Genomic DNA, 11,010 nt, shown 5'->3' with positions numbered 1-11,010 from the left:
TTTCAGGGGGGTGCGCGTCTGCCGGGCGATATGCCGCAGCGCCTTTTCATGGCGCGGATCGAAAGCCAAAAGCACTTCGAACTCCTCTCCGCTGCAACCGATCCTTTTGGGAATGGGGTCGAAAAACTCGAAGCCCAGGCGGTTCGCCCTGTGCAGTTTTTCAAGATCGTGAAAGAGGCCGTCGGAGATATCCATGGCGGCCCTGATATATCTGGCGGCTTTGAAGAAAAAGCGGTCGCGCAGAAGAGGATGGACAAAGCGGGAAGCGGGACTCACCGTGCCGCCCCGAAGAAGACGCCGCAGATCTTTGAGGCTCTCCCCCGGATGCCCGGTATAGGCCAGCAGGTCACCCTCTTTGATACCGCTGCGGAGTATCGGTCTTTCGCAGTCGGCGAGGATCGTGACGGAGATGTCGAGTTTGACGTTGGCGATCGTGTCGCCTCCCACGATCGTGACGCCGAAGGCGTCGGCGGTCTCCTGAAACCCCGCCGCCAGCTCCTTCAGTTGGGCCCGTGTGTAGTCTTTGGGTATCGCCACCGTCAGGAGGGCGTATCTGGGTCGGGCGTTCATGACGATCGCGTCGGAGATGTTGACGAGCATCGCCTTTCGGGCGATATCGTAGAGACTCATCCACTCTCTTTTGAAGTGGACATTTTCGAAAAAAGCGTCCTGACTGATGCACATATTATTTAATATGGCAGCGTCGTCGCCGATAAAGGGGCTTTCGGCGAAACAGCCGATGAAGTAATCCTCTTTGTTCATGGGTGCGATTATATCGCATATTAATCTTTATTGTGGGATAATCGCGAGTCAACTATAGAAGGAAACAGCGTTCATGTCAAAACTGCACCACAGCCGTGTACCCGCCTATCTCGATTTCACGCAGAGTCTGACGGGGCTTCTGCTCGCCCTGTTCATCGTCGGACATATCATTTTCGAAGGGAGCATTCTCCTCGGTCCCGACGCGATGGAGAAGATGACCCTCTTTTTCGAAGGATACTATCTCTTCGGAGAGAGACATCCGATCATCGTCACCTTTCTGGCCATCGTCATCTCCATCCTGTTCGTCGTCCATGCCGCCCTGGCCGTGAGGAAGATCCCCTCCACCTGGCAGCAGTACCGCACGTTCAGAAACCATATGCGGCGCTTCGGCCACGAGGATACTTCGCTTTGGATGGTCCAGGTCGTCACCGGCTTCGCGATGTTCTTTCTGGGATCGGTGCACATCTACATGATGATGGTCAATCCCGAAAAGATCGGCCCCTATCTCTCCGCCCAGCGGGTCGTGGAGGGATGGATGTGGCCGCTCTACCTGGTCCTGCTCTTCTGCGTCGTTTTGCACGCTTTCATAGGGCTCTACCGCCTGGCCCTCAAGTGGGGGTGGTTCGAGGGAAAAAACTACCGCAGAAGCAGGAAAATCATGAAACGGATCATGCGGGCGGCGATCGCCGTCTACATTCTGATCGGCCTGGCGTCGCTGGGGACCTACGTCTCGATCGGCCTGAATCTCGAGAATACCCCTGTCGAAAAGGCTGAGCGATGAGAATCATCTACACGGACGTTCTGGTCGTAGGCGGCGGACTGGCGGGCCTGCGTGTCGCCACGGGCGTGCAGGAGCGGGGGCACCGCGTCATCGTTTTGACGCTGGTACCGCCCAAACGCTCCCACTCCGCCGCGGCCCAGGGGGGCATGCAGGCATCCCTGGGCAACTGCGCCATGGGCTGGGGCGACAACGAGGATATCCATTTCGAGGATACGGTCAAGGGGAGCGACTGGGGTGCCGACCAGCAGGTCGTACGGATGTTCGTCAACACGGCGCCCAAGGCGATCCGGGAGCTCACCCACTACGGCGTGCCCTGGAACCGGGTGCGCAAAGGGAAACACACCGCCATCATCAACGCCGAAAAGGTGGAGATCGAGGAGCGGGAGGAGGCCCACGGCCTCATCACGGCCCGCGATTTCGGCGGAACGAAGAAGTGGCGCACCTGCTACACCTCCGACGGCACCGGCCACAGCATGCTCTACGCCATGGACAACAAAGCCCACGAAAACGACGTGAAGATCCACGAGCGGATGGAGGCGATGTCGGTCATCCACCGTCACGGCCGATGCTACGGCGTCGTGGCCAGAAACCTGATGACGGGCGAGATCGTCGCCTATATCGCCAAAGCCACGACGATCGCCACCGGCGGCTACGGCCGCATCTACGAAGTCTCCACCAACGCCATCATCTGCCAGGGCACGGGCCAGGCGATCGCTCTGGAGACGGGCATCGCCACGCTCGGCAACATGGAGGCGGTGCAGTTTCACCCCACCGCCATCGTTCCGGTGGGGATCCTCACCACCGAAGGGTGCCGGGGCGACGGCGGGATCCTGCGGGACGTGGACGGCTACCGGTTCATGCCCGATTACGAGCCCGAAAAGAAGGAGCTCGCCTCCCGGGACGTCGTCTCCCGCCGCATGATCGAGCATATCCGCAAGGGCAAAGGGGTACCGTCGCGTTACGGAGACCATCTGTGGCTCGACATCACGATACTGGGACGCGAACATATCGAAAAGAACCTCCGGGAGGTCAAGGATATCTGCGAAAACTTCCTGGGCATCGACCCGGCCGAAGAGTGGATACCGGTACGACCGACACAGCACTACTCGATGGGAGGCATCCGCACCAAATACACGGGCGAATCCCAGACGCTGAAGGGACTCTACGCCTGCGGCGAGGCGGCCTGCTGGGATCTGCACGGTTTCAACCGGCTGGGGGGCAACTCGGTCAGCGAAACGGTCGTCTCGGGCATGCTGGTGGCCGAATACATCTCCGATTTCTGCGACTCTCCCCAGAGCCACATCGGGATCTCGACGGGTGCCATCGAGGATTTCGTCCGTATCGAAGAGGAGAAGATCCGCCGCCTGCTCAACAACGACGGCGGAGAGGACGCCTACGTCCTTCGCCGGGCGATGGAGAAGATCATGATGGAGAAGGTGGGGATCTTCCGCAACGGCAGGGATCTGCAGGATGCGGTGGAGCAGCTGGAGCAGCTCCATATCCGAAGCAAAAACATTTCGGTCTTCCGCTCCAAATCCTATGCTGCCAATCCCGCGCTGGTCGTGGCCTACCGGACCCAGAAGATGATCAAGATCGCCCTCACCGTCGCCTACGGCGCCCTTCTGCGCACCGAAAGCCGCGGTGCCCACGCCAGAGAGGACTACCCGATGCGCGACGACATCAACTGGCTCAAGCGGACGATCACCTCCTGGCCCGACCCGGAGCAGACACTGCCGACCGTCACCTACGAACCCATCGACATCCTGGAGATGGAACTGCCGCCCGGGTGGCGCGGCTACGGCAAAAGGAACATCATCGAAAATCCCGACAGCATGATCCAGCAGGCCAAAATCGACGCGATCCGCAACGAGCTCCTCGCCAGAGGGGCGGACCGTTTCGCGATCCAGAAGGCGCTGATGCCCTATGAACATCTGCTGCCCGAAAAATACAGAGGCCGCAACGAACGCCTCTACGAACGATTCGACGACGAGAAGGATGAAGTATGAGCGAACCGAAACCGAGAAAACTGAAAATCAACATCCTGCGGTACGATCCGCACGTCGTAGGGGACGAACCCCATATCGACACTTTCGAGATCGAGGAAGCGCCGGGGATGACCCTCTTTATCGTCCTCAACGACATCAGGGAGCACCACGACGCATCGCTGAAGTTCGACTTCGTCTGCCGGGCGGGCATCTGCGGAAGCTGCGGCATGCTGATCAACGGCAAGCCGGGCCTGGCGTGCAGCACCCTGACCTCGAAACTGCCCGAAGAGATCAATCTCGCACCCCTCCCCTTCTTCGAGCTCATCGGCGACCTCTCCGTCTACAACGGCAAATGGATGCGCGGAATGAACGAACGGCTCGAGACCTGGATCCACCACAAGGAGAAGGAGCTCAGAAGCATCAACCGCATCGAGGAGCCGATGGACCCCGATCTGGCCGAGGAGATCTACGAGCTCGACCGATGCATCGAGTGCGGCTGCTGCGTGGCCGGATGCGGGACGATCCAGATGAACGAAAACTTCGTCGGCGCCGTGGGACTCAACAAGATCGCCCGCTACAAGCTCGATCCCCGCGACGAGCGGACCGATGCCGACTACTACGAACTGATCGGCGACGAAAACGGCGTTTTCGGCTGCATGACGCTGCTGGGATGCGAAGATGTCTGCCCCAAGAAACTGCCCCTTCAGTCCAAAATCGCCTATCTCCGCCGCCAGATGGTCAAGACCGGACTGAACGAAAACGTCACCAAATGCAACTGTCTCCAGCACGAGGAGAAGATGCCCGAACATTGAAAAACGGCGGCGGATCCTTTGCCGCCGTCCCCTCTCCTTCCGCCGGGCGGAAGCCTCTGCCCCTTTCCGTAACATTCGGGCCACAGGTTCCGATTTCTCCCCGACCGATTAAACTATTTTATAGCCTAAACATGTATAATTGACCTATCTATGCCATACAAAGGATGCGTCTAACATGAGTGTACAGATACATAATTACGATGTAGTGATTGTCGGTGCCGGCCTGGCCGGTCTGGCAGCCGCACGCGAACTTCAGCGTGCCGGCAAACAGGTTGCCGTGCTGACGAAGCTCCATCCGCTTCGAAGCCACTCCGGTGCGGCCCAGGGCGGTGTCAACGCGGCCCTGAGCGAAGACGACGATATCGAACTCCACATGTTCGATACGGTCAAGGGAAGCGACTACCTCGCCGACCAGGACGCCGTGGAGCTGATGTGTTCCAAAGCGCCCGAAACGATCCGCTGGATCGCCAACGCCGGTGCCGCTTTCAGCCGCAAAGAGGACGGCACGATCGCCCAGCGCCCCTTCGGCGGACAGTCCAAACCCCGCGCCTGCTACGCCAAGGACCGCACGGGTCTGACGCTGCTGCAGACCATCTACGAGCAGTGCGAACGCGAAAACGTCACCTTCTTCGACGAGTGGTACGTGGCCGACATCGTCTACGAAGACGGTGTCGTCAAGGGTGCCGTCGCCTACGATATCCGCAATCTCGAACCGGCCATCTTCGCGGCCAAAGCGGTCATGTTCGCCACCGGCGGCTACGCACGCTCCTTCAAGATCAGCTCCAACGCCCACGCCAACACCGGTGACGGCCTCTCCATCGTCGCGCGCCACGGCCTCCCGCTGGAGGATATGGAGTTCGTCCAGTTCCACCCGACCGGTCTGGCGGGCAGCGGCATCCTGATCTCCGAAGCGGCCCGCGGTGAAGGCGGACGCCTCTACAACTCCAAGGGCGAACGCTTCATGGAGAAGTACGCACCCGAAAAGATGGAGCTGGCACCCCGCGACGTCGTCAGCCGCGCCATCACCAAAGAGATTCTCGAAGGACGCGGTGTCGGACCCAATCGCGACGCCGTCGCCATCGACCTGACGCATCTTGGCGAAAAGATCATCATGGAGCGCCTCCCCGAACTGCGCGACCTGGCGATCACTTTCCTGGGACAGGACATGATCAAGGAGCCGATCCACATCGCGGCCACGGCCCACTACTCGATGGGCGGTATCCCCGTCGACATCGACGGCCACGTCAAGAAAAGCCCCAAAGAGATCGTCCGCGGATTCTACGCGGCGGGCGAATGCGCCTGTGTCAGCGTCCACGGCGCCAACCGCCTGGGCGCCAACTCTCTCCTGGAAGCGCTCTTTTTCGGACGCCACGTGGGCAAGCATATCGTCGAGGATCTGGAAGCGGGCGTCTTCGACGAACCTTCCGTCAGCGAAGAGGACGCCAACACGATGCTCGAAGAGATCGCCTTCTGTATGAACAACAACGGCACCGAAAGGGTCCCCCAGCTTCGCAAGGAGCTTCAGGAGTCCATGACCGCCAACGCCGGCGTCTTCCGTACCGAAGAGACGATGCTCAAGCAGCGTGAGATCCTCAAAGAGCTCCGCACGCGCTACAAAAACATCCGCATCGACGACAAGAGCAAGATCTTCAACACCGATCTGCAGGAGGCGATCGAGTTCGGCCACATGCTCGACTACTCCACCTTCATCGTCGAGGGGGCGATCGCGCGAAAAGAGAGCCGCGGCGCACACTTCCGCGAAGACTATCAGAAGCGCGACGACGAGAAGTTCCTCAAGCACACCTTCGCGACGATGAACGAAGACGGATCGATCAATATCGAATATGGTGATGTCACACTCGGCAAATTCGAGCCGCAAGAGCGAAAATATTAAGGATTGGGTATGAGTACAGAACGCATTACGAAAAAACTGACATTCAAAACATTCCGCTTCAATTCGGAAACCGATTTTCTGCCCTACTTCAAAACCTACGAGATGGAAGTGGGCAAGGACGAGCTGGTCCTGGATATCCTCAACCGCATCAAATGGGAATTCGACGGAAGTTTCAGCTACCGACGGAGCTGCCGCCACGGCATCTGCGGCGCCTGCGCCATCAAGGTCAACGGCAAACCGGTCCTTTCGTGCAAACAGAACGTATGGGAACTGGTCGACATTTTCCAGACCGATACGCTGCTTCTGGAGCCCCAGAGCAAGAAGCGCGTCGTCAAGGACATGATCATCGACCGCAGCGACTTCTGGAAAAAGCACGCGCAGCTCAAGCCCTACCTGGAAGCCGAGATCGACGAGCATCCCGAAGAGGAGATCAAGGTCTCTCCGAAAGAGGCCGAAGAGCTGCTGGAAGCCGACTACTGCATCCAGTGCGGCAGCTGCTACTACGCCTGCCCCGTGGTCGAAGTCAACGAAGAGTATTTCGGACCGGCGCAGTTCGCCAAAGCCTACCGATTCAACGCCGATGTCCGCGACACCGCCAAAACCGACCGCCTCGAAACGGTCCGGGAGATGGGCCCGGGCGTCTGGGACTGCGTCAAGTGTTTCGAATGTGCCGAAGCGTGCCCGAAAGATGTCAACCCGATCGAAAAGATCACGAAACTGCACAACCAGCTCTTCGAAGAGGGTCTGGCCCAGGACAACGTGGCCACACGCCATGCCGTCGGCTTCAAACACTCCATCATCAAACACGGTATCCTCGACGAAGGGGAACTGGTACGCTACTCCGAAGGCAACATCGGTGTTCTCAAGCACCTGCCCGAAGCGATCGCGATGTTCAAGAAGGGCAAGATCGTCATGCCGTGGAACATGCCCAAATCCAAAAACCTCGATGAGATTCAGACGCTGGTCAAATCTTCATCGAAAGTCAAATTCTAAGGGGGAGACAAAATGGCAGAACTTAAATACGCACTCTATACCGGATGTACAGCGAGAGAATCGACCCCCGAACTGTTGATGTCGACGATGGCGGTCGCCAAGAAACTGGGTATCGAACTGGTGCTTCTTGACGAAGCGAGCTGCTGCGGCGCGAGCCACCTGCAGGATTTCGACGATTTCCTCTCACTGGTCCTCAACGCCCGCAACATCTGCTACGCCGAAAAACAGGGGCTGGATATGGTGACGATCTGTAACACGTGCCAGCTCAACACCGTCATGACCAAAGAGCGCCTCGACCACGACGAAGATCTCAAATCGCAGGTCAACGAAAAGCTGGCGGAAGTGGGCCTGGAGTACAAAGGCACCAGCAGTGTCCGCCACTTCCTCTACGCCATCATCGACGACTACGGTCTCGACAAACTGGCCGAAAAGGTCGAAAAACCGCTTAACGACTTCAATATCGCGGCATTCTACGGATGCCACAACATCCGACCCAGCCATATCCACCACAAGCACAACAACAAACTGATCGAAACCGATGTGGGAGAAGGCGGCGGTGAAGAGGCTTTCACGACCGAAGAGTTCATGGGCAAATACAACATGCATGAAAACCCCTACAATCCCAACTCTCTCGATCGCCTCATCGAAGCGCTTCAGGGCAAAAGCGTCGATTACGAAAGCAAAAACAAATGCTGTGGATTCCACGCCGACCTGCAGGCTCCCAAAACAGCCAACCGACTGACCGGTACGGCACTGCTCGACGCCATCGACAACAATGCGGACATGATGGTCACCCCCTGCCCGCTCTGTCATCTCAACATGGACGTCAAACAGCACGCCGTCGCCAAAGAGATGGGACGGGATATCGCCCTGCCGGTACTCCACCTGCCCCAACTCGTTGGCCTGGCGCTGGGTATCGATCCCAAAGAGCTCGGTCTGCAGCATCACGTCGCCGAGACCCAGTTCGCCTGATTTCAAAAAAACATGGAAGCCTTCGGGCTTCCCTCCACGCCGCTACTTTATTAATTCAAACTTAACCATTCAAGCAAATCGGACAAAATCTCTCTTCTTTAACATCCTTGATGCTACAATCTTTATAACAAAATCAAATCACGAAAGAAGGAGGCCAATATGCCTAAGATCAACCGATACGTCGACATCGACACTGTAGAGAGAGAAGCCAAAAAAGATTACATCGACCGCCACTCTCCGTTCGTACACTGTGCCGAAACGGCGACAAAAGGCGAGAAGTTCCCGGTCACGGTCAAAATGGGTAACGAGTACAGCCACCCGGACGATTTCGACCACTACATCGCCTACATTCAGCTCTGGAACGGAGAGACTCTCCTCGGACAGGCGACTTTCACACCCGGTACCCTGGGCAACCAGAAAGAGCATGCGGAAGTGACTTTCAACATCGTCCCGACCGGCAACAAACTGAAACTGACAGCCATGGCCTACTGCACCAAGCACGGCCTCTGGGAGAGCGATCCGGTCGAAGTCGAAGTCAAGTAACGCACCACTTCACGACCGAATTTTATCAAACGGAAAAAAGTGACGATATGTTTTTCGAAAGAGGAACAGATCGTCACCGCCTCTTAACGAATTTGCACATTCGGGACGCTTCGGCGTCCCTATAACCTCTTTTTAACCCCTTTTGACCTAAACTATCCCCTATGAATCGACTCTATAACGCTTTGCAGCTCAAACGGCTCCATCAGCTCAAACAGCTGGGTTTCAAATATGTGCCACTTGTCGAAAAACGAAGTGCCGCACCTTCGGCACTTCCCGACGATCTCGACGCCCTGGCGAAAATCGTCTCCCAGTGTCAGCTATGTCCTTTGAGCAAAACGCGCACCAAAACGGTCTTCGGCGAGGGAAATCCCCATGCCGCGCTGATGTTCGTCGGTGAAGGACCCGGTGCGCAGGAGGATACGACGGGAAGGCCTTTCGTCGGCCGCGCCGGAGAGCTTTTGACGAAAATGATAGAAAACGTTCTGGAGATTCCCCGCAGTGAAGTCTATATCGCCAACATCGTCAAATGCCGTCCTCCCAACAACCGGGTACCGACCCCCGAAGAGGCCTATACCTGTCTGCCCTATCTACACAAACAGATCGAACTGATTCGTCCCAAAGTGATCGCCGCACTCGGAGCGACGGCCTACCACTATCTGACAGGCGACAAGACAGGCATCACGAAAATACGCGGTACGGTTCTCGATATGGGGAGCTTCAAACTGGTTCCGACCTACCACCCAAGCTATCTTCTGCGCAATCCATCGGCCAAAAAAGAGTCGTATCAGGATCTGCTCACCATCAAGGGATTGTTATGAAAAAGTTATTGCCTCTTCTGCTCTTTTTACACATCTTCCTCTGGGGACAGAGTCAGCTCCTTTCGCCCATACCGATTCCGACGATGATCATCGTCGATCTCGATCCGACCCCCTATGACGATGCGATGCTGCAGGAGGCACTCGAAAAGGGCGAAATCTTTACGTTTCTGGCGAAATCGGGAAAGACGGAAAATCCCGAGCTGATGGCCAAACGGCAGAGCTACATGGCGCTTTTCAACCTCAAAGGGAGGGTTTACGGCGCCGCGGCTTTCAGGGTCGCCTTCGTCGTTCCCAAAAAGGTGATCGGAAAATATGCGGTTTCGACGACCCATTCTGCACTCGCCTACCTTCTCGATCGCGGTATTCCTTTCGAGATGGAGGTCTATTCCGTCCCGGACGAATCGGAAGAGAGCCTTCAGAAGGTTCTTCGGGACCTCTCCTCTTCGGGCCCTTACGATCTGATCGTAGCCCCCGTGACGAAAAGAGGGGCGGACTATCTGTGCAACCAGCTGCTGCCCGGGAAATTCTTCATACCGACACTGCATAAAAACCGAATCGACTGCATCAACGAGCAGGTTCTCTTTGGCGGTATCGACTACCGAAAACAGATCGAAACACTCAGTTATATGGTCGAATCCAACGCCACGACCGTGACGGTTTCCGACAGATCGGGACTTTCGAAAATGCTTTCGGAAACCGTCGCAGAGTTCGTGGATGTCAACGATTCGATCGTACTGGGAAAAAACGGCTATTACAAAGAGCTGATCGAGAAACATGAAGATCTCAACCAGTCGACCATGTTTCTCAATACACCGGTCGTCAAGAGCAGCCTTTTTCTCTCGCAGCTCACACTGGCCGATTTCAAACCGATCCTGATCCTGAGTACGCAGATCAACTACTCGCCCCTGCTTCTGACACTGACCCAGTATCACGACAGAGAGAACATGGTCATCGCCAGCTCCATCGGTTCGGCCGATCCGTTCCTGACGGAAAATGTCGCCCTCGTACGACAGGATATCCGCTTCAACTGGCTCAACTACGCCACGATCGCCGGCATCGACACTCTTTTCAATCTCAAAACGGGCGAACAGCGTCTGACCAAAGAGGTTTTCGTCGATCGGTCTCTCGATTACGAGATCAGATTTTACGAAGCGGGTCTTTACCGTTTCATCCCCAAAGAGATTCCTTTCCCCGAAGAGGAGATCATCGAGCCTTTCGAAGAGGAGGAAGCCACTCCCTATATGCCACTCTCCCATGCAGAGATGACCGAATAGACCGAATCCGGGATCTTCACCGGTCTGCCCTCCTTCAAGAAGGCCAGCCGGATCGTCATTTCAAAAAGTGTCTTACCGTCTTTCTCGACCCGCTGAAGAAGCGTGATCGAGGCTTTTCTTTTTTCCACCAGCCTCGTATAGACACGCAAAACGTCACCGAGCGCAGCCGGATATCT

Annotated in this window: 10 protein-coding genes and 1 pseudogene; 9 read left to right on the top strand and 2 right to left on the bottom strand. The window is 56.7% G+C overall.

The features are described from left to right. On the bottom strand, positions 1 to 762 hold a 762-nt coding region (locus Q1K23_RS05165; protein ID WP_300363007.1), incomplete at its 3' end, for a thiamine-phosphate kinase. A gap of 73 nt (positions 763 to 835) precedes the next feature. Here Q1K23_RS05165 and Q1K23_RS05160 point away from each other — a divergent pair. The 9 genes from Q1K23_RS05160 to Q1K23_RS05120 all read left to right on the top strand — a co-directional run bounded on the left by Q1K23_RS05160 (position 836) and on the right by Q1K23_RS05120 (position 10,834). Further along, a complete protein-coding gene (locus Q1K23_RS05160; protein WP_300363005.1) occupies positions 836 to 1,543 on the top strand; it encodes a fumarate reductase cytochrome b subunit in 708 nt (235 codons plus the stop codon). Continuing rightward, positions 1,540 to 3,549, top strand: coding sequence for a fumarate reductase flavoprotein subunit (locus tag Q1K23_RS05155; RefSeq protein WP_300363003.1), 2,010 nt, complete (start codon positions 1,540 to 1,542; stop codon positions 3,547 to 3,549). Before Q1K23_RS05160 ends, Q1K23_RS05155 begins: the two co-directional genes overlap by 4 nt. After that, positions 3,546 to 4,340, top strand: a complete 795-nt coding sequence (locus Q1K23_RS05150) for a fumarate reductase iron-sulfur subunit (protein ID WP_300363001.1) — start codon at positions 3,546 to 3,548, stop codon at positions 4,338 to 4,340. Before Q1K23_RS05155 ends, Q1K23_RS05150 begins: the two co-directional genes overlap by 4 nt. 175 nt (positions 4,341 to 4,515) lie before the next feature. Then, positions 4,516 to 6,234 carry a succinate dehydrogenase flavoprotein subunit gene (gene sdhA / locus Q1K23_RS05145; protein ID WP_300362999.1) on the top strand — a complete coding sequence of 573 codons (1,719 nt, stop codon included), beginning with the start codon at positions 4,516 to 4,518 and terminating at the stop codon, positions 6,232 to 6,234. A gap of 9 nt (positions 6,235 to 6,243) precedes the next feature. Further along, positions 6,244 to 7,227: a succinate dehydrogenase/fumarate reductase iron-sulfur subunit gene (locus Q1K23_RS05140; protein WP_300362998.1), complete on the top strand. Its 984-nt coding sequence runs from the start codon at positions 6,244 to 6,246 to the stop codon at positions 7,225 to 7,227. A gap of 12 nt (positions 7,228 to 7,239) precedes the next feature. Beyond that, positions 7,240 to 8,199, top strand: a complete 960-nt coding sequence (locus Q1K23_RS05135; RefSeq protein WP_300362996.1) for a CoB--CoM heterodisulfide reductase iron-sulfur subunit B family protein — start codon at positions 7,240 to 7,242, stop codon at positions 8,197 to 8,199. A 159-nt stretch (positions 8,200 to 8,358) separates the two neighbouring features. After that, a complete protein-coding gene (locus Q1K23_RS05130) occupies positions 8,359 to 8,742 on the top strand; it encodes a class II SORL domain-containing protein (RefSeq protein ID WP_300362994.1) in 384 nt (127 codons plus the stop codon). A 161-nt stretch (positions 8,743 to 8,903) separates the two neighbouring features. Then, positions 8,904 to 9,560 (top strand): uracil-DNA glycosylase, encoded by a 657-nt coding sequence (locus Q1K23_RS05125; RefSeq protein ID WP_300362992.1) that lies wholly within the window; start codon positions 8,904 to 8,906, stop codon positions 9,558 to 9,560. After that, a complete protein-coding gene (locus Q1K23_RS05120) occupies positions 9,557 to 10,834 on the top strand; it encodes a hypothetical protein (protein ID WP_300362990.1) in 1,278 nt (425 codons plus the stop codon). Before Q1K23_RS05125 ends, Q1K23_RS05120 begins: the two co-directional genes overlap by 4 nt. Here Q1K23_RS05120 and Q1K23_RS05115 read toward each other — a convergent pair. After that, positions 10,798 to 11,010, bottom strand: a pseudogene (locus tag Q1K23_RS05115) (hypothetical protein); the annotation flags it as partial. The gene Q1K23_RS05120 and the pseudogene Q1K23_RS05115 sit on opposite strands and share 37 nt — an antisense overlap.

The sequence above is a fragment of the Hydrogenimonas sp. genome (assembly GCF_029933015.1).
GTDB lineage: Bacteria > Campylobacterota > Campylobacteria > Campylobacterales > Hydrogenimonadaceae > Hydrogenimonas.
Note: the sequence above shows the minus strand (reverse complement) of the source record. Positions and strands in the feature narration are given on the sequence as shown.